We start from the raw sequence: 20,360 nt of genomic DNA, 5'->3' as shown, positions 1-20,360 counted from the left end.
CACTGAATGTGAGTTTTAGAAGCAGTTCACTCTTATTAAAAAAGAAAATTACATTACTGTATTGCAGCCGGTGTCGTCGTCAAACAGCCAGTAACGGCTGTTGGCAGCGCCGGCAGTGATAGGTTGCCTGCTTTCGCTGCACTTTGTTGTGGCGGCGAACCGTGAGCTGGTGTTCGCTGCAGCCGCACCGATACAGGTAGGTGGTGCCTTGCACCGAAGAGACATCAAAGCTGTGGGTTGTCCGGGCCGGGATCTTAAAGACCTCGGTCATGATGATTTGCCATTCGCGACCGTGCGGGCGCACTTTGCCAAACAATTTGAAGGTCACAAGATGGGCGACCTCGTGAGGGACGACCTCGTCGAGAAATGCCTGCGGGTTCTCTTTCAGTAACACGGGATTAAAGCGCACTTCCCAACCCTGCAGGCGGGCACTTCCGGCAATTTTACCCCGTTGCCTGAAACTGACTGCCGGCATTGGCAGGCGCTTGTTAAGTCGCTGGTTGGCATGGGTGATACATTGCTCGACTCTGGCGATAACTTGGGACTGGAGTGTTGACATGAGTCGCTGTGCGTGGCTGATGGAGTGGGGGGAGTATAAAGAGTTTGGGAGAGGGCGACAATAAGTGCAGAACCCCCTGTTCTACAGACAACAAAAAAGGAAGCCGAAGCTTCCTTTTTAAACCAGTGCGTTGTCGCTTACTTAATGTTGGCGAAGTCGCGTAGCATTTCTGCTTTGTCGGTTGCTTCCCAAGGGAATTCTTCACGACCAAAGTGGCCGTATGCTGCTGTCTTCTGGTAGATAGGCTGAAGCAGGTCAAGCATTTCGATCAGGCCGTATGGACGTAGGTCGAAGTGCTGGCGTACCGCTTCAACGATAACGTCGTGAGATACTTTTTCGGTACCGAACGTCTCAACCATGATTGATGTTGGATCAGCAACACCGATAGCGTATGAAAGCTGAATTTCACAACGCTCAGCCAGACCAGCAGCAACGATGTTCTTGGCAACATAACGTGCTGCGTATGCTGCAGAACGGTCAACTTTCGATGGATCTTTACCAGAGAAAGCACCGCCACCGTGACGCGCTGCACCACCGTAGGTATCAACAATAATCTTACGGCCAGTCAGGCCGCAGTCACCCATTGGGCCACCGATAACAAAACGACCGGTTGGGTTGATAAAGAATTTGGTGTCTTTGTTCAGCCACTCAGAAGGCAGTACCGGCTTGATGATTTCTTCCATTACGGCTTCTTGCAGAACTGGTAGCTCGATGCTCTCGCAGTGCTGGGTAGAAAGAACAACGGCATCAATACCGACAATCTTACCCTGATCGTAGGCGAAAGTTACCTGGCTTTTTGCATCCGGACGTAGCCACGGCAGGGTGCCGTTCTTACGGATTTTAGCCTGACGCTCTACAAGGCGGTGAGCATAAGTTACCGGAGCAGGCATTAGTACGTCAGTTTCGTTGGTCGCGTAGCCGAACATGATACCCTGGTCGCCAGCACCCAGCTCGCGTGGATCTTCGCGGTCAACACCCTGGTTGATGTCCGGAGACTGCTTGCCGATAGCGCTTAGTACGGCACAAGAGTTGGCATCAAAACCCATATCTGAGTGGACATAGCCGATTTCACGAACGGTTTCACGGGTAATTTCTTCGATATCAACCCAGGCAGAGGTGGTAATTTCACCACCTACCATTACCATGCCGGTTTTCACGTAAGTCTCACACGCAACACGTGCTTTTGGGTCTTGTTCCAGGATCGCATCCAGGACTGCATCAGAAATCTGATCGGCAATTTTATCCGGATGACCTTCTGATACGGACTCAGAAGTAAACAGGTGCTTTGACATGCGTACACTCACTCTTATTTGGCTGTAGATTGATAACAAGGTGCTCTGAAATAAAAGGCTTTCATAAGAAAAACGCATATGGATATACGTTTGAATGTATAGAGCTACCTCCGTCTAGACGGCCATAATACCTATATCAGGCTTAAAATCAACACTGTGAATTGTAAGGTGATAGATGAATCGCAAAGGCAAACGTTTACCTTTCAGGGTCTTAACGTCAAAATTGCAAATGTGGGGGATGGCAGCTTATTGAAATAGTGCTCATTTTCTTCAGGAAAACGATTGCAGTCCAGGGGCAGACTTTGCGACAATACCCGCCCGCCGAATCTAGGTTACTTTACCGCAGTTACAGATTGGTAAATAACTACAATACAACAGTCTACGAATTTCTGGAGCAGACATGTCTTCTCGTAAAGATCTTGCTAATGCAATCCGCGCCCTGAGCATGGATGGTGTTCAACAAGCCAACTCTGGCCACCCTGGTGCACCTATGGGGATGGCAGATATCGCTGAAGTCCTGTGGCGTGGCCACATGAACCACAACCCACAGAACCCACAGTGGGCTGATCGCGACCGTTTTGTTCTGTCAAACGGCCACGGTTCAATGCTGATTTACTCTCTGCTTCATCTGACAGGTTATGATCTGTCTATCGACGATCTGAAAAACTTCCGTCAGCTGCATTCAAAAACACCTGGCCACCCTGAATATGGCTATGCGCCGGGTGTTGAAACGACAACGGGTCCGCTGGGTCAGGGGATTACCAATGCCGTAGGTATGGCGCTGGCTGAGAAGTCGCTGGCGGCACAGTTCAACCGTGAAGGCCACGACATTGTCGACCACCACACTTATGTGTTCATGGGTGACGGCTGTCTGATGGAAGGTATCTCTCACGAAGCCTGCTCGCTTGCTGGTACTCTTGGCCTTGGCAAACTGATCGCATTCTGGGATGACAACGGCATCTCAATTGACGGTGAAGTGGAAGGCTGGTTCTCTGACGATACGCCTAAGCGTTTCGAGTCTTACGGCTGGCACGTAATCCCGGCTGTTGACGGTCACGATCCGGAAGCTATCAATGCTGCAATCGAAGCGGCGAAAGCAGACACTGGTCGTCCGACACTGATTTGTACCAAGACCATTATTGGTTTCGGTTCACCAAACAAGGCGGGTTCGCACGACTGTCACGGTGCGCCTCTTGGCCATGACGAAATCGCAGCGGCACGCGAGTTCCTGGGCTGGAACCACGGCCCGTTTGAAATCCCGGCTGACATTGCGACACAGTGGGATGCCAAAGAAGCCGGTGCAGCCAAAGAAGCGGCATGGAACACAAAGTTTGACGCATACGCGGCAGCTCATCCAGAGCTAGCGGCTGAGTACAAGCGTCGCGTGAATGGCGATCTACCTGCTCAGTGGGAAGAAAAAGCCAGCCAAATCATCGCCGATCTTCAGGCAAATCCTGCGAACATTGCATCACGCAAAGCATCACAGAACGCTCTGGAAGCGTTCGGTCAGATGCTTCCTGAGTTCATGGGCGGTTCTGCTGACCTTGCTCCATCAAACCTGACTATGTGGTCTGGTTCTAAGTCTCTGACAGCTGAAGACGCATCGGGCAACTACATCCACTACGGTGTACGTGAGTTCGGTATGACAGCCATCATGAACGGTATTGCGCTGCACGGCGGCTTCGTACCATACGGCGCAACCTTCCTGATGTTCATGGAGTACGCACGTAACGCAATGCGTATGGCAGCACTGATGAAAGTGCAGAATATCCAGGTTTACACGCACGACTCAATCGGTCTGGGTGAAGACGGTCCGACTCACCAGCCTGTTGAGCAAATTGCTTCTCTGCGTTTGACGCCGAACATGAGCACATGGCGTCCATGTGATCAGGTTGAATCTGCCGTGGCCTGGAAACTGGCTATCGAGCGTAAAGACGGCCCGTCATCACTGATCTTCTCGCGCCAGAACCTGGCTCAGCAAGAGCGTACTGCAGCACAGGTAGCTGACATCGCCAAGGGTGGCTACATCCTGAAAGACTGTGCAGGCAAGCCTGAGCTGATCCTGATTGCAACCGGTTCTGAAGTTGAGCTGGTAGTAGAAGCTGCAGCACAGCTAACAGCTGAAGGTAAGCAAGTACGTGTTGTCTCTATGCCGTCAACAGATGCATTCGACAAGCAAGATGCAGCTTACCGTGAAGCCGTTCTGCCATCAGATGTAACAGCACGCATCGCGGTTGAAGCGGGTATTGCTGATTTTTGGTACAAGTATGTTGGTTTCGACGGCCGTATTATCGGTATGACGACCTTCGGCGAGTCTGCTCCTGCTGGTGAGCTGTTCAAGATGTTTGGCTTTACGGTCGACAATGTTGTAGAGACAGCGAAAGAGCTTTTGGCATAACCAAGAGCGACGAGCACTATTTTTCGAGCTGTGGTTTTACGCACAAGAATCACACCACATAGTGATTAATTTCGAAGAATGAAAAAAAGGCCTCCTCTGGAGGCCTTTTTTGTGTTTAAAACAGGTAAGAAATGCTATTTTATGGCAGAAAGCAGTACTTTTTGGGGCTGTGCTTTTTAATTATCTATATGATCTTAATCTGCTTTTTGCCTGTGTGGTGATAGCTGTCACAATTAGGGTGATTCTGAGCGAAGCTTGGTATACACTAACGCGGCTTAGTAATTATGTAGCACGGATATGACACTTAAAGTCGCAATTAATGGATTTGGCCGTATCGGGCGCAGTGTGCTTCGCGCATTGTACGAGAGCGGCAAACATCATCAAATTAAAGTCGTGGCAGTCAATGAGTTGGCTGAGCCAGAAGCAATGGCTCATCTGCTACAATATGACACCAGCCATGGACGCTTTCAAAAGCCTGTCAGCCATGACCAGGAGCACCTGTTTATTGCCCATGAAAATGGCGAACAGGACAGCATCCGCATTCTGCACCAGACCGAGATACACCTGTTACCGTGGCAGGATCTCGATGTTGATATCGTCCTCGACTGTACCGGTACCTTTGGCTCTCGCGCTGATGGCGAGGCGCATATTAAGGCGGGTGCCGGCAAAGTGTTATTTTCCCATCCGGCTGATAATGACATCGACAATACTATTATCTATGGTGTGAACCAGGACTCGCTCAAGCCTGAGCACCGCATTGTCTCTAACGGTTCCTGTACCACCAACTGTATTGTCCCGGTAATCAAGGTGCTGGATGAAACTTTCGGCATAGAGTCCGGCACGATTACTACCATCCACTCCGCAATGAATGACCAGCAGGTCATTGATGCCTACCACTCCGATTTACGTCGTACCCGCGCAGCAAGTCAGTCAATTATTCCAGTCGATACTAAACTTCATCTTGGAATTGGTCGTATTTTTCCGAAATTTTCTGACAAATTTGAAGCGATCTCTGTGCGCGTACCGACAATTAACGTCACGGCGATGGATTTAAGTGTCACAGTTAAAACAAATGTGAAAGTTAATGACGTAAATCAATCACTGGCAGAGGCATCTCGTTGTACATTAGCTAATATTGTGGATTACACCGAAGCACCACTTGTCTCAATAGACTTCAATCACGATCCCCATAGCGCGATTGTTGATGGCACCCAGACCCGTGTCAGTAACCAGCATTTACTCAAGTTGCTGGTATGGTGTGATAACGAATGGGGATTTGCCAACCGGATGCTAGATACCGCGTTGGCCATGTACGCAACCGAACATCGCGTTGCAACAGCAGAACAGCTGTAGAAATTATTGGGCTTGGCAGTGACGCCGGGCCGACAGAGCTTTGACTTTAAATTAATCAATGTTGAGAGGACAAACCATGTCTGTAATCAAGATGACTGACCTGGAACTAGCAGGTAAACGCGTATTTATCCGTGCTGACCTGAACGTACCAGTAAAAGACGGTAAAGTAACTTCTGATGCACGTATTCTTGCATCTCTGCCAACTATCAAGCGTTGCCTGGAAGCTGGCGCTAAAGTAATGGTTACTTCTCACCTGGGTCGTCCGACTGAAGGCGAATATGCAGAAGAGTTCTCTCTAGCTCCTGTAGTTAACTACCTAAACGACGCACTGGACTGTGACGTAAAACTAGCGAAAGACTACCTGGAAGGCCTTGAACTAAACGCTGGTGAGCTGGTTGTTCTTGAAAACGTTCGCTTCAACAAAGGCGAGAAGAAGAACGAAGAAGAGCTATCTAAGAAGTACGCTGCACTTTGTGACATCTTTGTAATGGATGCATTCGGTACTGCTCACCGTGCTCAGGCATCTACTCACGGTGTAGGTACTTACGCTCCTGTAGCATGTGCAGGTCCTCTACTTGCTGCTGAACTTGAAGCACTAGGTAAAGCAATGGACAACCCAGAGCGTCCGCTAGTTGCTATCGTTGGTGGTTCTAAAGTATCAACTAAACTGACTGTTCTAGAGTCTCTATCTAAAGTTGCTGACCAACTGGTTGTTGGTGGCGGCATCGCGAACACTTTCATTGCAGCTGACGGCCACAACGTTGGTAAGTCACTGTACGAAGCAGACCTAGTTGAAACTGCTCAAAAACTAATGAAAGAGTGTTCTATCCCAGTTGCAACTGACGTTGCATGTGCGAAAGCATTTGACGAAAACGCAGAAGCTGAAATCAAGCACGTTTCTGAAGTTGCTGACGACGACATGATCTTCGACCTAGGTCCAGATTCAACTGCAGCGCTTGCTGAAATTATCGGTAACGCGAAGACTATTCTTTGGAACGGCCCAGTTGGCGTATTCGAGTTCAAGAACTTCGAAGCAGGTACAGCGGGTATTTCTAAAGCAATCGCAGAATCTGAAGGCTTCTCTGTAGCTGGTGGTGGTGACACGCTAGCCGCAATCGACAAGTTCGGTATCAAGGCTGACGTTTCTTACATCTCTACAGGTGGCGGTGCATTCCTTGAGTTTGTTGAAGGTAAAGTACTACCAGCAGTTGCTATGCTAGAAGAGCGTGCAAAAGCTTAATTAATTTAGGCCGGGAGCGTGACTTCCGGCCGATAAACGATTGTGAATTAGATCAAGTTTTTATAGAATACTTGCCCAGTAGCAAACGTTTGCAAAGATTTATATTTAATACAGACAACAAGGTAAATAGGACTATTGTTATGTCTAAGATCTTCGATTTCGTAAAACCTGGTGTTATTTCTGGCGACGACGTACAGAAAGTATTTGAAGTAGCGAAAGAAAACAAATTCGCTCTTCCTGCAGTAAACGTTGTAGGTACTGACTCTGTAAACGCAGTACTAGAAGCAGCAGCTAAAGTTAAATCTCCGGTTGTTGTTCAGTTCTCAAACGGCGGTGCAGCTTTCTTCGCTGGTAAAGGCGTTAAACTTGAAGGTCAAGGTGCTCAAATCCTTGGTGCTGTAGCAGGTGCTAAATACGTTCACGCTGTAGCTGAAGCTTACGGTGTGCCAGTTATCCTGCACACTGACCACGCTGCTAAGAAACTTCTTCCATGGATCGACGGTCTGCTAGACGCGGGTGAAGAGTTCTTCGCTCAAACTGGTAAGCCTCTATTCTCTTCTCACATGCTAGACCTTTCTGAAGAGTCTCTGGAAGAGAACATCGAAACATGTGCTAAGTACCTAGAGCGCATGGCTAAGATGAACATGACAATCGAGATCGAACTTGGTTGTACTGGTGGTGAAGAAGACGGCGTTGATAACTCTGACATGGACGCATCTGAGCTATACACTTCTCCAGAAGACGTTGCTTACGCATACGAGAAACTGAACGCTGTTAGCCACCGTTTCACTATCGCAGCATCTTTCGGTAACGTACACGGTGTATACAAGCCAGGTAACGTTGTACTGACTCCAACTATCCTACGTGACTCTCAGGCATACTGTGCAGAGAAGTTCGGTATCGCACCTAACGCTCTTAACTTCGTATTCCACGGTGGTTCTGGCTCAACTGAAGCTGAAATCCAAGAGTCTATCGGCTACGGTGTTATCAAAATGAACATCGATACTGATACTCAGTGGGCTACTTGGGATGGTATCCGCGCGTACGAAGCTGAAAACCGTGATTACCTACAAGGCCAGATCGGTAACCCAACTGGTGAAGATGCACCAAACAAGAAGTATTACGATCCTCGCGTATGGCTACGTGCTGGTCAGGCTTCTATGGTTGCTCGCCTTGAGAAAGCATTCGCTGACCTTAACGCAATCGACGTACTGTAATGTAACGTCTGACGTTAAGTCACAATGATTGAAAAGCCCGCATTAGCGGGCTTTTTTCGTTATGGGCCTTTGTTTATCAGATCTATTTTCTGTTGGTGCCGGGTATCGTTAGGAGTATTATCCTGCCCGCAGATGATTGCCTCACACTAAAAAATGCAGTTATAGTGGTGATTGCAAAGGGATTGGGTGTGTTGGGCGCTAAGTACATATTGTATCCGTAACCCATTGTGGAATAAGAAACAGCATTAGCAGGAAGAGATAAGTATGAGTGAAAGTGTGGCTGAAACCGTAACGGATACCGTAGTCGAAACAATTAAGGATAATGAGTTAACCAACGGCGTCTTGAATGCGGGCACCTGGGTGGCCGATAATCAGGAGTTGTTGATCCAGTATGGGGTGAACATTCTTTCCGCCTTACTGATTTTGTTCATTGGTAACATGATCACTAAGGGGATTGCCAATGGCGTAGCCAAGGTGCTACGCAAGAAAGACATGGATGAAGCGGTTGTCGAGTTTCTGCACTCGTTAGTACGTTATCTATTGTTTGTGATTGTGTTGATCGCCGCTCTTGGGCGAATTGGAGTGCAGACTGCTTCTGTTGTTGCTGTGATCGGTGCCGCCGGTCTTGCTGTCGGCCTGGCTCTGCAGGGGTCGCTGTCAAACTTTGCTGCCGGCGTGTTGATTGTCGCTTTCCGTCCGTTCAAGTCCGGTGATTTTGTCGAAATTGGCGGTGTTTCCGGATCGGTAGAGTCTATTCAGGTGTTCTCAACCATTTTGAATACACCGGACAACAAGATGGTTGTTGTTCCGAACTCGTCTGTCATTGGTGGTGCCATTACTAACTACTCACGACATGCAACTCGCCGTATCGACTTTGTGATTGGCGTGTCTTATGACGCGGATCTGAAACATACCAAAGCCGTACTGACCCGGGTGATTGAAGCCGAAGACCGTATTTTGAAAGATCCGGCACCAACAATTGGTGTACTGACGTTGGCTGATTCTTCGGTAAACTTTGCTGTGCGCCCTTGGGTGAAGACAGAAGATTACTGGGGAGTGTATTTTGATTTGCTGCAAGCAATCAAAGAAGAGCTGGATAAAGAAAACATCGGTATTCCGTATCCACAGATGGATGTTCATCTGAATAAGCTGGAAAGCTAACATCACCAATCAAACGAAAAATAGAAATGGAGCCAATAGGCTCCATTTCTTTATCCAAGTCTTTATTCGCATTTTAATCCGGAAAATGACTAGTTATGCCTGCTCGGTTTCTCGTTCCGACAGCATGATCACTGTGTTTGGCAAAGCTTCCAGTAGCCTCATCAGGGATGAGGAATCAAAAGCAAAAGTGAAATCTGGTTTGCCAGGGGTGAACATCAGCTCCGGATAGCTGAATACAACCGGATCAACCAGGATCTTAACCTCTTCTGGCAGGGCGAACGGACATACCGCACCGGGTTCGCAGCCGATAGCTTCGATCATTTCTTCATTGTTGCAGACAGAAACCCGCTTGCCCAGTAACTGCTTGACCAGTTTGCTGTCGAGCCGACTGTCACGATGTGTCAGCAGCAGGCAGAAGCCGCCCCCTTTGATTTTCATGAACAGGCTTTTGGTTGGTGCCGCAGTCCAGCCCAGTTCTGCGGCGATACGGGCGTCAGTTTCGAAGTCGAGAATAGGGGCATGTTGCCATGACTGATAGTCCACGCCGGTTTGGCTGAATAGAGTTAAGTTTTGTTGATAAATTGCTTCCAGGGAAGCGGCGGATGCGTTAGCCAAGGTAAGTCTCCCATAAACCGTGAGCCAGGTGGGCTGCAATAAAAAACATCATAGCGGCAACCAGACAGTCAATCGTCCGTTTTACCCGGGGCTTTGACAGTGTCGGCCCAAGCTTGGCGGCGCCAATCGATAGGCTGTAGAACCAGACGAAGGACGCCATGATAGTGCCGGCGGCAAACGCGATACGCTCATGCCCCTCGAACTGGCCGCCGATAGACCCCAGTATAACCACAGTATCTAAGTACAAATGTGGGTTAAGTACCGTTACGGCAAGGGCACCAAGAATGACTCCTCGCCGGCCCCGGGCCATAACTTCAGCTTGCTTTTCCTGATGATCGGCTGATGCAAGGGCACTTTTCAGTGACATGGTGCCGTACAGCGTGAGAAAGGCGATACCTCCTAAGGTGACACACAGTAACAAGGTTTCATTACTTGATAAAAGAGCTCCACCGCCAAAGATCCCCAAACTGATGAAGATGACATCGCAGATACTACAGACAGTTGCCGTTGTTAGGTGGTGGTTGCGTTTGATGCCTTGGTTTAACACATACGCGTTTTGTGCCCCGATTGGGATGATCATGCTCGCGCCCAAGCCAAATCCTTGTAATAACACCCACATACTCATTTGTTTTCATTCCTAAAAAGATTAATCAATGGCGGTTTCTGATGGCGCAAGCTTACTCTTGGCAGTAGGATTAAGTACAACTAATAAAATTTATCTATTATTAGACTTTCTAATGAAGGACGAGGAGTGGCAATGCGTGGGTTGGATTACCGTTGGATCGAAGCCTTGGATGCAGTGATCTCACAGCGGGGTTTTGAGCGGGCGGCAGAGCACTTGTGTATTACCCAGTCGGCGGTATCTCAACGGATCAAGCAGTTAGAAAAGTTGATGGCCCAGCCTATGTTGGTGCGCGAGCAGCCGCCGAGACCGACACCGGCAGGGCAGAAAATGCTCGGCCTTTATCGCCGGGTACGGTTGCTGGAACAGGAGCTGTTGCCGGAGATCACTCCGGATGACAGCAGCCAGCCGTTGTCAGTCTCGCTGGCCACCAATGCTGATAGTCTGGCGACCTGGTTGTTACCTGCATTGAGTCCGCTGTTGAAATCGCGCCGGATAGCACTCAACTTGCTGGTAGAGGATGAGGCCAGAACTTTGGGCAAACTTCGCAGCGGCGAGGTGGTCGGTGCGATCAGTATGGAGGCCAGTTCGCTGCCGGGCTGTATGGCCGATTACCTCGGTCGGGTCGACTTTCTGTGTGTGGCTAGCCCGGACTTTGCCAATAAATATTTTGCTGGCGGGGTAACCCGGGACAGGTTGCTGGCCGCGCCGGGAGTCGCCTTTGATCAGCACGATGATATGCATGAACGCTTTATCCATCAACATTTTAATTTGCCGCTTGGCAGCGTGATGACGCACACAGTGAGATCGTCCGAGGCGTTTGTCAGAATGGCGGTGGAAGGAATTGCCTACTGCCTGATCCCAAGGATCCAGATCCAACAAGAGCTGGATAGTGGCTTGTTGGTCAATGTGACGCCGGAGATTTTCCTGACCCGCCGTATGTACTGGCATCATTGGGCTCTGGAAAGCGGTGTATTGACCGAGCTGTCGCAGCGGCTAACTGCGTATGCCCGTAATGTACTACCGCAGTAGCTAGTTAGGAACTGGTCAGGGATGCTGATAAATATAAAAATAAAACAACGTGCAAAATTTTTGAGCTTTGGGGATATTTTTCCTCACCTTGTTGTCGAAACAGAACAACGGTCAGATTAGACGGTATAACTAACTAGGGTAGCCTTATGAAAAAGCAACTATTAGCGGTGGTACTAGGATGTAGTGCATTGGGTTTTGCTGGTACGGTGGCAGCCAATGTAACCGTGCCACACCTCGAAACAATAGGTAGTGGTGAGGTAACGGCACAACCTGATATGGCTGAATTTTCGGTTGCGGTTGAAGAGGTACGTGGCACGGCCAAAGAAGCCAAGCAAGCTGTTGATAAAGCCGTTACGGCATTTGTCGAGCGTTTGCAGGCCAAGGGCGTCGAGCGAAGCGATATTCAGAGCGCCAACATCAGTTTGCAGCCGCAATATCACTATCCGAAAGATAAAAAGCCTGAGCTTACCGGTTATCGTGCCAGCCGCCATATTACCGTTACGGTACGTGATCTTGAGCAGTTGAATACCTATCTTGATAACGCGCTGGGTGACGGTATCAACCGAATCAACAATATCCAGCTCAGAGTCAGCAACGAAGCTGAATATGTCGAGCAGGCGCGACAGGCGGCAATAAAAGATGCGATGGAGAAGGCGGAATCGTTGGCGAAAGGGTTTGGTGAAAAGATTGACGGGGTGTGGCGAATTACCTACCAGGTCAGCCACCCAAGGCCGGTAATGATGCGCATGGCGATGGATGCTGCGCCCGAAACCGCTGCGACCTATCAGGATGCCCAGATCACCATCCGAGACCGAGTCGAAGTCGTCTTTAAGCTGGAGGAATAATCACTCTCTTTGTTTCTGAATAACAAAAAGGAGAGCACATGCTCTCCTTTTTTCGTTATCGAATCTCGGCCCTAGTTCCTCGATCCTGTCGCTTTACGATTAATGCAGAAGACGTGCGCGGATCGTACCGTCGATGACCTTGAGCTTTGTCAGTGCTTCTTCGGCACGCTCTGTTTCTACATCGATAACCACGTAGCCGATTTCAGGACCTGTCTGCAGGTACTGGGCGGCAATATTGATACCTTCGGAGGCAAAAATCGTGGTGATTTGATTTAGAATGCCTGGGCGGTTTTCGTGGATGTGCAGCAGGCGGGAACAGTCGCGATGCTCCGGCAGGGACACTTCCGGGAAGCCGACAGCTGATAGAGTTGAGCCGTTGTCAGAATATTTCGCCAGCTTGCCGGCCACTTCAACCCCGATGTTTTCCTGGGCTTCCTGGGTCGAACCACCGATGTGCGGTGTCAGCAGTACATTATCGAACTTCGCCAACGGTGACTCAAACGGGTCGCTATTGGTTTTCGGCTCGGTCGGGAACACATCGATTGCAGCACCGGCAATGTGCTTGCTTTCCAGCGCGCTGCAGAGCGAGTCAATTTCAACCACGGTACCACGGGCAGCATTGATGAAGATAGCGCCGGGTTTCATGCGGGCAAATTCTTCGGCCCCCATCATGTCCTGGGTTTCCGGTGTTTCCGGTACATGCAGGCTGATCACGTCACACTTGTTCAGTAGCTCGGTCATTGAGCGAACCTGAGTGGCGTTGCCCAGCGAAAGCTTGTTCTCGATATCATAGAAATAGACTTTCATACCGAGGTTTTCTGCCAGGATACCCAGCTGGGTACCGATGTGACCATAGCCGATAATACCCAGGCGCTTGCCGCGGGCCTCGAAGGAATGGTCTGCTGATTTCTGCCACTCGCCGCGGTGTGCCTTGGCGTTCTTTTCCGGGATTCCACGAAGAAGCAGCAGGATTTCGCCCAGAACGAGCTCGGCAACACTACGGGTGTTCGAGAACGGGGCGTTGAAAACTGGGATCCCTCGCTTGGTTGCGGCTTTCAGGTCAACCTGGTTGGTTCCGATACAGAAACAACCCACGGCAATCAGTTTCTTTGCAGCACTAAAAACGTCTTCTGTCAGCTGGGTACGGGAGCGAATGCCAACAAAGTGGGCATCTTTGATTGCTTCCAGCAGTTCTTCTCCCGCCAGAGAGCCTTTATGGTATTCGATATTGGTATAGCCAGCGTGCTGTAAAACTTCAATTGAAGAAGGGTGAACACCTTCTAACAAGAGAATTTTAATCTTTTCTTTATCCAGTGAAACTTTAGCCATTGGGTTCTCATCCTTAGAAACATGAGTCTAGGCATACAGGCGGGAAACCAGCTTTCTGGCAGGAAAGATGAAGTGAGGCTATTTTCCTGCATGCTGATAAGGCCTGGCGTTAACTCAAACGATTGCTACATGCTGATATTAAAGTATCAAAAAATAACCAGTAAGGGTAAGAATATTACAATATAGATAATAAAAAACGGCATAAATTATGCCGTTTTGTAATCAAATAACATAAATCAGCGAAGCAATTACGCTAACAGGTTTATTTTTCGAACTTTTTCACGCCGTCAGGAGAACCGACCAGCAGTGCGTCTGCACCACGGTGTGCGAACAAGCCAACAGTGACGACGCCCGGAAGAGCATTGATCTGGTCTTCCAGCTCTTTGGGGTTGGTGATTTGCATGTTGTGTACATCCAGGATGATGTTGCCGTTATCGGTCACCACGCCTTCGCGATATACCGGATCACCACCCAGTTTCACCAGCTCGCGGCCAATGTATGAGCGGGCCATCGGGATCACTTCGACAGGTAGCGGGAACTGACCCAGCACGTCGACTTGCTTGGTATCATCAACAATACAGATAAACTTCTTGGCAATGGCGGCAACGATCTTTTCGCGAGTCAGGGCTGCACCGCCGCCTTTGATCATGTCGTACTCGCCGTTGATTTCGTCAGCACCATCGACATACACGTCTAGGCTGGAGACTTCGTTTGCATCCAGTACCGGAATGCCAATTTGCTCAAGGCGCTCAGTCGAAGCGACAGAGCTTGAAACTGCACCTTTGATTTCTTCTTTACGGGTTTCCAGAGCATCGATGAAGTGATTAACGGTTGAGCCTGTGCCTACACCTACAATGCTGCCTTTCTTTACGTAGTCCAGAGCAGCCCAGCCAGCAGCTTTTTTCATTTCATCTTGTGTCATGCCTTTCTCCTAGTGATGACAAACGTTTCGCGAAGCGCTGATTATAGCTAACTGGGCTTGCGGCGTCAGGCCAATTCTTTGACGAAGTTCGCTGTTCGTAACATCATAAAACATAAAGCTATTAATAACATAAGGTTAGCATTGATAGCTGTGGCACGTAAAAAGCCAAACGTTTGCGTGAGCAGGCGGCAGTTGCTGAAAAAGGCAGCAGCCTGTTAATTTTTCTGAAGGTATCGTCTACCAGGTAAAGTGGTAAGACGGGGTGAGAATTTCCGGCAGGGGGACATCCCAGGCTTCAAAGGGCAGATTGTTGACTTGCTGGCAATCATGGGCCAAGCCTAGCGGGCGCGGTCCCTGCTTTTCATAGTGCCAGCGGCTTAGCGTGCGATCATAATAGCCGCCACCCATGCCCAGCCGTTGGCCTGTGTTGTCGAAAGCAACCAGCGGGGTACAGATCAGATCCAGTTCGTTGGCGGGTTTGACCAGGCGGATATCCAGCACGGGCTCTTGGATTTTATATTTGTTCAGTGCCATACGGGTGGCCGGGGTGTAATGGAGAAACAGCAGGTGTCCTTTGCTGAAAGGGTGCAGGACGGGCAGGTAAACCTGCTTGCCGTGTTCCCACAGCCAGTTAATCAGGGGCTGGGTATCTATTTCGCCGTCATTGGATAAATACAGGGCGATATGGTGCGCATCAATAACTGTTTGGAGCTGCTGGAAGCGGACGAACAGTTCATGGGCATCATGCTGTTGCTGTTCAGGGCTTAGGGCACGGCGAAGCAAACGGACGTGTTGACGAATGTGCTGACGTGGAGATGATGGCTGAACAGGTAGTCTCATAGGTCATCCAATGACTGAGGGTGTTCTGAGTATAGAAGAAGCGAGTTGGTGACAGACGAGTTGCAGCTAACTCGATTCTTGAAGAAGGTATGCCCCAAGGTGCCGTTGCGAATTGTGGCCCTTGAACCAGACGTTCAAGGTGGATCAGCAACATTAACCGTAGGCTTCTCAGTACGGGCTGAGCATGCTCAATAGCTAATAAAAAGCTGATCCTGGGTATTTGCTTATCGGCTCGGGGACGTTAATTCACTGACGTACACCCCAGGGTCAATTTATTATCAACGCTTTGGTTGATTTTGCAATGCTTTATCCAAACTTTCTGCTAGTTCACTGATTCGATTGGATAAATTTGAATCAGTGCCTTGTTGTTCTTTACGTTCGCTGTGCAGCTCGTTACAGATATTCAGTCCGGTAAACATCAACAGCTGCTCGATGTTACTAATATTGGTTCGTTCGGAGAGATCCTTCAGGCGCTGGTCAAAATCTTTTGCCGCCTCGCGAAGCGCATCCTCCTGACCGGTCGGGCAGTTTACCCGTAGGATACGGCCCATTACTTGAATTTCAACTGCCTGAGTACTCATAAACTTCTAATCTGCTCCGTGCCAGATAGCTAATATGGCATTCCGCTTGCGATACGCGATAGGTGGCTAAATATAGAAAAAGCCTATTCAACATGCAAGCTTGCTCATCACGCTTTGCCGCAAATGGTTACTGACTAGCCAGATCATCACCAAGTGCACGTATAACGGGAAGCGATCTGGAACTGATATCGCGAAATGTCCGGTCCAAAACGCCAACCCGCGTTATCGTATCCAGTCGTCGGCATAGGCGATCTATTGAATTGTTATCAGGTTATTAGCCTGTTCGTAGGCTAAGTGTTAGCATAACACAATTGAGATTGGCACCAATGAAATTAAGGTGAAAGGCCCATGAGCGATGTTAAATTACCTGCATATAATGTTGTTGAAGCAGCACTGAAAGATCACGGTCTGGCAGTGACGCCATCAGAGCTTCACGGTTTGCTGAGCGGGATGGTCTGCGGCGGTATGGCGGTGGATGATGAAAGCTGGGTGGGACCGGTCTGTGACTACGCCAACGAGGGCGCACCTTTAACCGATGGTGCAAAAACGGCCGTTCGCGCCGTGTTTGATGCCGTGTCTGCCGAAATGGGGCAGTTGGCTAAAACCTTATTTACTTCAACGGCTGCGGAGCTGGCTGATGCCGAGTTTTCGGTCTCGCTGCTGCTTCCTGCTGGGGACGCTGATCTGATGGTGCGTGCCGAGGCATTGAGCGAGTGGACAACCAATTTTATCTCGGGACTGGGGCTGATGGGGCTGGAGAAAGCCAAACTGTCACCTGAGGTTACCGAGGCGGTATCGGTACTGGAGGAGATCTCCCAGCTGGGTATCGACGAAGACGACGATATGTCGGAGCAGGCGCAGCTGTTTGATAACGTAGTTGCCTATGTGCCGGAGTGTGTACTGACCTGCCTGGTTGAGCTTAGCCAGCGACCAGGTGCCGTTGAAGAGCCGGCTATCCCGGGGATCGGCCAGGGTGATAAGCCTACATTGCATTAATTTGATACGCGAAGGGGCTGGATGTGAAGCAGTATGATGTGGTCATTGCAGGTGGGGCAATGGCTGGCGCAACACTGGCAATTGCACTTAATGCACTGAGCAAGGGCCAGCTGAAAATAGCAGTCGTCGAAGCGGTTGCACCAAAACTGGATCAACACCCGGGCTACGATGCCCGGAGCATCGCGATATCGTTAGGGTCGGCCAATATTCTGCAGGATATTGGTGTCTGGCCGCCGATGGCAGAAGTCGCAACACCGATTTCGCATATTCATGTTTCTGATCAGGGGCATGCCGGTATAGTTCATGTCGATGCCGACGAAGAAGCTGTGGATGCACTTGGTTATGTGATAGAGCTGGCAGATGCCGGTGCGCTGCTGCACAAGCAGCTGGGTGAGCTGGAGCAGGTTGAGCTGCTCTGCCCGGCGGTTATCACGGACATCGAACGCAGCCAGGAGACGGTTTCGCTGACGTTGGATCAGGCCGATAAGATCACGGGCAAGCTGTTGGTCACGGCAGACGGTGCCCTGTCGGCATGCTGTGACATGTTGGGGATCGGGCGTAGCGAATATGATTTTGAGCAGGTTGCGGTTATTGCCAATATCACCACGGCGGAAGCCCACCAGGGGCGCGCGTTTGAGCGCTTTACACCCTATGGGCCTGTTGCGTTGCTGCCGATGTCGGAAGGTCGCAGTTCGCTGGTGTGGTGTATCCGCCCAGAAGATCAGCGCAAGGTCATGGACTGGAGCGATGAGCAGTTTTTGACCGAGTTGCAGAAGGCCTTTGGCTGGCGACTCGGACAGCTGGTCAAAACCGGTGCCCGCTGTGCCTATCCGCTACTGCTGCGTCAGGCCCGTCAGCTCACCTCCCATCGCGTCGCCGTGGTAGGAAATGCCGCGCAAACACTCCATCCGATTGCCGGGCAGGGTTTTAATCTCGGGCTACGAGATGTGATGACACTGGCCGAAGAGATCGCCAATGGCCTTGAGGCCGGGGAAGAGCCCGGCAGTGTGAAGGTGTTGAGCCGATATCGCCAGCGCCGCACTCCAGACCGGGAAGCGACCGTTACTATGACGGCGGGCCTGGTCAGTCTTTTTGCCAACAGTAGTTTGCCTCTGGTTGTTGGGAGAAATAGCGGCCTGATGGCAATGAGCCTATGCAATACATTAAAAGCTCCGCTGGTACGGCGGGCTATGGGACAGGTAGAAAGATAAAATACCAAATCCATTAATTATCTGATTAATTCAGCGAGAGTTAAAATGCTTTTAGACAAGGAGATAAATTGAAAATCTAGTGGCTCTAAATTGAAATTTATTAACGCAGTATAAAAGTATTTTAAACTCGCCCAAAGGGAACACCACAGGAAGCCAATTTCTGTGTCTAGCGATTTCAAAAGAGAACTACTCTTCTATCAATCGCTATCCTTGAACTAGGTTCCCTGTGGTGTTCTGAATGGTTAGATAATTTATGGAATTGGTATAATGATGCAAAGTGTAGATGTTGCCATTATTGGCGGTGGAATGGTTGGCTTGACGCTGGCCGCTGCGCTCGCTGACACAGAGTTGCGAGTGGCGGTCATTGAAGGCCGATTGCCGGAGCAGACGCTTGAACCATTACCGGATTTGCGTGTTTCAGCTCTCAGCCGGGCCAGTGAGCGTATTTTGCAACGCGTCGGGGCTTGGCCGGGGATTGAAGCACGTCGCCTGAGCCCGTACAGCAAGATGCAGGTGTGGGAGCAGGATAGCTTTGCCAGCATCGACTTCGATGCCGAGCGTCTGGCCCAGCCGAACCTGGGGCATATCGTCGAGAACCGGGTGATTCAGCTGGCTTTGCTAGAACGAGTACAGCAATTGCCGAATGTGACGGTACTGGCTCCCGAGCGCTGTCAGAATATTGCCTTTGGCGAAAGTGAAGCCTGGCTGAGTCTCGAGTCGGGCCAGAGCCTGACGGCCAAGCTGGTAGTCGGTGCCGACGGTGCCAACTCCTGGCTGCGCCAGCAACTGGATATTCCGCTTACTCACTGGGATTACGGCCACAGTGCGATTGTTGCCAATATCCGATGTTCGGAACCCCATGAGCAAACGGCTCGCCAGATCTTCCGCCCACAGGGACCATTAGCCTTTCTGCCTTTGCCGGACAGTGACTTGTGCTCAATTGTCTGGTCAGTGTCCCCACAGGATGCCGAGCAGCTTTGTGCCTTGTCTGACGCTGAGTTTAACAAGACCCTGACCGCCGCCTTTGACCGCCGGTTAGGCTTGTGCAAGGTGGAGGGTGATCGTCAGGCCTTTCCGCTGAAAATGCGCTATGCCCGCGACTTTGTCCGTGAACGGGTGGCGCTGGTTGGTGATGCGGCCCATACCATTCATCCGCTGGCTGGCCAGGGAGTCAACCTGGGCTTGCTTGATGCGGCCAGTCTGGCGCAGGAGTTGAAAGCGCTGTGGCTGCAAGAGCAGGATATCGGCAAGAAAGCGAACCTGCGGCAGTACGAGCGTTGGCGCAAGGCCGAGGCGGCTAAAATGATCACCGCGATGCAGGCGTTCCGCGATCTGTTTGATGGCAGCCACCCTGCCAAGAAACTGGTGCGTGACATCGGTATGCTTATCGCCGATAAAGCGCCGGGTGTGAAAGATGAATTTATGCGCCGGGCGCTGGGGCTATCCGGGGAGTTACCGGATTTAGCCAGGCACTAACTAATTCCAAGCCGGTATTGCTAGCAGAATAAACCGTCTCGTTTGAGGCGGTTTTTTGTTTGTCGCTAATTCGTAGGGATTTTTTTGATCACATTTTGATTTTTTCTCCTACAGTAAATAACAGGAATTTGAATACAAATTCGAGACTGACGGCAGCCATGTTAGTTGAAGTGCTGTACCTGGGTTTTAACTTATCTGCTTTGTCGCATTGAGTTAAAGGCGATAGGCAGGCTTTCAAAAGGAAGTATCACCATGAGCTATATTCCCTCTGAGTTGAAGTTTACCAATACCCATGAGTGGGTACGTCCGGAAGGTGAGGGTGTCTATACCGTAGGTCTTACTGATCATGCCCAGTCGATGCTGGGTGATATGGTTTTTGTTGATTTGCCAGAACTCGATGCCGCCACAGAGGCCGGGGAAGACTGTGCCGTTGCAGAGTCAGTCAAGGCGGCGTCAGACATCTATGCCCCTTTGACTGGGTTTGTCGTTGCCATTAACGAAGAGCTGGAAAGCTCGCCGGAGCTGGTCAATAGTGATCCCTACGGCGATGGCTGGCTATTTCAGATAAAAGTCGAAGATGAGAGCGAGTTTGCGGATCTGCTGGATGCGGATAACTACCTGGACTTGATTGATGAATCGGAATAGCGAGTCACCAAGTCAATAAAGCCCAC

19 protein-coding genes and 1 other RNA gene are annotated in these 20,360 nt (G+C 50.1%); 11 read left to right on the top strand and 9 right to left on the bottom strand.

Going from position 1 to position 20,360, the window contains the following annotated elements:
- Nucleotides 1-79 precede the first annotated feature (79 nt).
- Nucleotides 80-559 carry a SprT family zinc-dependent metalloprotease gene (locus tag EIZ48_RS17900; protein WP_160654260.1) on the bottom strand — a complete coding sequence of 160 codons (480 nt, stop codon included), beginning with the start codon at nucleotides 557-559 and terminating at the stop codon, nucleotides 80-82.
- A gap of 137 nt (nucleotides 560-696) precedes the next feature.
- Nucleotides 697-1,851 (bottom strand): methionine adenosyltransferase, encoded by a 1,155-nt coding sequence (gene metK, locus EIZ48_RS17895; RefSeq protein ID WP_160654257.1) that lies wholly within the window; start codon nucleotides 1,849-1,851, stop codon nucleotides 697-699.
- Nucleotides 1,852-2,251: 400 nt separating this feature from the next.
- Here metK and tkt point away from each other — a divergent pair, with 400 nt between their 5' ends.
- The 5 genes from tkt to mscS all read left to right on the top strand — a co-directional run bounded on the left by tkt (nucleotide 2,252) and on the right by mscS (nucleotide 9,220).
- Nucleotides 2,252-4,249 carry a transketolase gene (gene tkt / locus EIZ48_RS17890; protein ID WP_160654254.1) on the top strand — a complete coding sequence of 666 codons (1,998 nt, stop codon included), beginning with the start codon at nucleotides 2,252-2,254 and terminating at the stop codon, nucleotides 4,247-4,249.
- A 297-nt stretch (nucleotides 4,250-4,546) separates the two neighbouring features.
- Complete coding sequence (gene epd / locus EIZ48_RS17885) at nucleotides 4,547-5,602, top strand: erythrose-4-phosphate dehydrogenase (protein WP_160654251.1); 1,056 nt, start codon at nucleotides 4,547-4,549, stop codon at nucleotides 5,600-5,602.
- A 76-nt stretch (nucleotides 5,603-5,678) separates the two neighbouring features.
- Entirely contained in the window at nucleotides 5,679-6,842 is a 1,164-nt protein-coding gene (locus EIZ48_RS17880; protein ID WP_160654248.1) for a phosphoglycerate kinase, read from the top strand.
- 140 nt (nucleotides 6,843-6,982) lie between these two features.
- The gene (fbaA, locus tag EIZ48_RS17875; protein ID WP_160654245.1) at nucleotides 6,983-8,059 is read left to right on the top strand and encodes a class II fructose-bisphosphate aldolase; all 1,077 of its coding nucleotides are present in this window, start codon (nucleotides 6,983-6,985) and stop codon (nucleotides 8,057-8,059) included.
- A gap of 264 nt (nucleotides 8,060-8,323) precedes the next feature.
- A complete protein-coding gene (gene mscS / locus EIZ48_RS17870) occupies nucleotides 8,324-9,220 on the top strand; it encodes a small-conductance mechanosensitive channel MscS (RefSeq protein ID WP_160654242.1) in 897 nt (298 codons plus the stop codon).
- Between the two features lie 93 nt (nucleotides 9,221-9,313).
- On the opposite strand, the gene EIZ48_RS17865 is transcribed toward mscS, so the two are convergent.
- Nucleotides 9,314-9,835 carry a YbaK/EbsC family protein gene (locus tag EIZ48_RS17865; protein ID WP_160654241.1) on the bottom strand — a complete coding sequence of 174 codons (522 nt, stop codon included), beginning with the start codon at nucleotides 9,833-9,835 and terminating at the stop codon, nucleotides 9,314-9,316.
- Nucleotides 9,828-10,460, bottom strand: a complete 633-nt coding sequence (locus EIZ48_RS17860) for a LysE/ArgO family amino acid transporter (protein WP_160654238.1) — start codon at nucleotides 10,458-10,460, stop codon at nucleotides 9,828-9,830. Before EIZ48_RS17860 ends, EIZ48_RS17865 begins: the two co-directional genes overlap by 8 nt.
- A 132-nt stretch (nucleotides 10,461-10,592) precedes the next feature.
- Here EIZ48_RS17860 and EIZ48_RS17855 point away from each other — a divergent pair, with 132 nt between their 5' ends.
- Together EIZ48_RS17855 and EIZ48_RS17850 are read left to right on the top strand one after the other, a co-directional pair.
- Nucleotides 10,593-11,489, top strand: a complete 897-nt coding sequence (locus EIZ48_RS17855; protein ID WP_160654235.1) for a LysR family transcriptional regulator ArgP — start codon at nucleotides 10,593-10,595, stop codon at nucleotides 11,487-11,489.
- A 146-nt stretch (nucleotides 11,490-11,635) separates the two neighbouring features.
- Complete coding sequence (locus EIZ48_RS17850) at nucleotides 11,636-12,334, top strand: oxidative stress defense protein (RefSeq protein ID WP_160654231.1); 699 nt, start codon at nucleotides 11,636-11,638, stop codon at nucleotides 12,332-12,334.
- Nucleotides 12,335-12,433: 99 nt separating this feature from the next.
- Here the strand turns inward: EIZ48_RS17850 and serA are convergent, their stop codons facing one another.
- The 5 genes from serA to zapA all read right to left on the bottom strand — a co-directional run bounded on the left by serA (nucleotide 12,434) and on the right by zapA (nucleotide 16,006).
- On the bottom strand, nucleotides 12,434-13,663 hold the full coding sequence (gene serA / locus EIZ48_RS17845; protein ID WP_160654228.1) for a phosphoglycerate dehydrogenase: 1,230 nt from the start codon (nucleotides 13,661-13,663) through the stop codon (nucleotides 12,434-12,436).
- Between the two features lie 262 nt (nucleotides 13,664-13,925).
- Nucleotides 13,926-14,585, bottom strand: coding sequence for a ribose-5-phosphate isomerase RpiA (rpiA, locus tag EIZ48_RS17840; protein ID WP_075763128.1), 660 nt, complete (start codon nucleotides 14,583-14,585; stop codon nucleotides 13,926-13,928).
- A 237-nt stretch (nucleotides 14,586-14,822) separates the two neighbouring features.
- Complete coding sequence (locus EIZ48_RS17835) at nucleotides 14,823-15,425, bottom strand: 5-formyltetrahydrofolate cyclo-ligase (protein WP_160654225.1); 603 nt, start codon at nucleotides 15,423-15,425, stop codon at nucleotides 14,823-14,825.
- An 87-nt stretch (nucleotides 15,426-15,512) separates the two neighbouring features.
- Nucleotides 15,513-15,696: non-coding RNA, 6S RNA (ssrS, locus tag EIZ48_RS17830), on the bottom strand.
- A gap of 7 nt (nucleotides 15,697-15,703) precedes the next feature.
- Nucleotides 15,704-16,006: a cell division protein ZapA gene (gene zapA, locus EIZ48_RS17825; protein ID WP_075763126.1), complete on the bottom strand. Its 303-nt coding sequence runs from the start codon at nucleotides 16,004-16,006 to the stop codon at nucleotides 15,704-15,706.
- A 348-nt stretch (nucleotides 16,007-16,354) separates the two neighbouring features.
- On the opposite strand from zapA, the gene EIZ48_RS17820 reads away from it, so the two are divergent.
- The 4 genes from EIZ48_RS17820 (at nucleotide 16,355) to gcvH (ending at nucleotide 20,334) form a co-directional block, all read left to right on the top strand.
- Nucleotides 16,355-17,002: a UPF0149 family protein gene (locus EIZ48_RS17820; RefSeq protein WP_160654222.1), complete on the top strand. Its 648-nt coding sequence runs from the start codon at nucleotides 16,355-16,357 to the stop codon at nucleotides 17,000-17,002.
- Nucleotides 17,003-17,025: 23 nt separating this feature from the next.
- Nucleotides 17,026-18,213 carry a 2-octaprenyl-6-methoxyphenyl hydroxylase gene (ubiH, locus tag EIZ48_RS17815; protein ID WP_160654219.1) on the top strand — a complete coding sequence of 396 codons (1,188 nt, stop codon included), beginning with the start codon at nucleotides 17,026-17,028 and terminating at the stop codon, nucleotides 18,211-18,213.
- 267 nt (nucleotides 18,214-18,480) lie between these two features.
- Complete coding sequence (locus EIZ48_RS17810; RefSeq protein ID WP_192928621.1) at nucleotides 18,481-19,689, top strand: FAD-dependent 2-octaprenylphenol hydroxylase; 1,209 nt, start codon at nucleotides 18,481-18,483, stop codon at nucleotides 19,687-19,689.
- 261 nt (nucleotides 19,690-19,950) lie between these two features.
- Complete coding sequence (gene gcvH / locus EIZ48_RS17805; RefSeq protein WP_338046931.1) at nucleotides 19,951-20,334, top strand: glycine cleavage system protein GcvH; 384 nt, start codon at nucleotides 19,951-19,953, stop codon at nucleotides 20,332-20,334.
- The last annotated feature ends 26 nt before the right edge of the window (nucleotides 20,335-20,360 follow it).

This window comes from Photobacterium alginatilyticum (assembly GCF_009910675.1).
Lineage (GTDB): Bacteria > Pseudomonadota > Gammaproteobacteria > Enterobacterales > Vibrionaceae > Photobacterium > Photobacterium alginatilyticum.
The sequence above is the reverse complement of the archived record's forward strand: the minus strand, read 5'-3'. Positions and strand labels throughout refer to the sequence as shown.